At 60.2% G+C, this 503-nt stretch carries 1 protein-coding gene; it reads right to left on the bottom strand.

What is annotated here, in order from left to right:
- Window positions 1-367: CHC2 zinc finger domain-containing protein (locus tag EN893_RS37385; RefSeq protein ID WP_245490995.1), on the bottom strand; the 367-nt coding region annotated here is incomplete at its 3' end.
- Window positions 368-503 lie beyond the last annotated feature (136 nt).

Here is a 503-nt window from a genome sequence, read left to right as displayed (position 1 = left end):
TCTCCATGACGTCTGTCAGGCTGGCGCGTTCCTTTTCGCGCCGCTCCTCCTGCGCATCGCGAACCGGCATCGGCACACCGGCCATGTCGGCGATCTTTTCGACCGCTTCGGGAAAGCTCATCCCATCGAGTTCGGTGAGGAACTTGAAATGATCGCCCGAAACCGAACAGCCGAAACAGTGATAGCGGCCCTTTTTGTCCTCGCAGTGGAAGGACGGGCTCTTCTCGCCATGAAACGGGCAGCACGCCCAATAGTCGCCGCGCGGCGCGTTGGTTTTCTTCCTGTCCCACGCAACGCGCTGGCCGATCACCGATGAAATCGGCACGCGGTCGCGTATCTCGTCGAGGAAGGCGGGTGGAAAGCGCATCGGGGAACTCGTTTCCCGATTATATAATCATACCCGCGAAATCCGACGACCCTTAATGCGGGCCATACCCGGTTTCCACAGGCAAAAGAGGCGGCCGTTGCGGGCCGCCTCTTTCCAATATCCGCCTGGGGAGCGA

Source organism: Mesorhizobium sp. M7A.F.Ca.CA.004.04.2.1, from assembly GCF_004022825.1.
GTDB lineage: Bacteria > Pseudomonadota > Alphaproteobacteria > Rhizobiales > Rhizobiaceae > Mesorhizobium.
The sequence above is the reverse complement of the archived record's forward strand: the minus strand, read 5'-3'. Positions and strand labels throughout refer to the sequence as shown.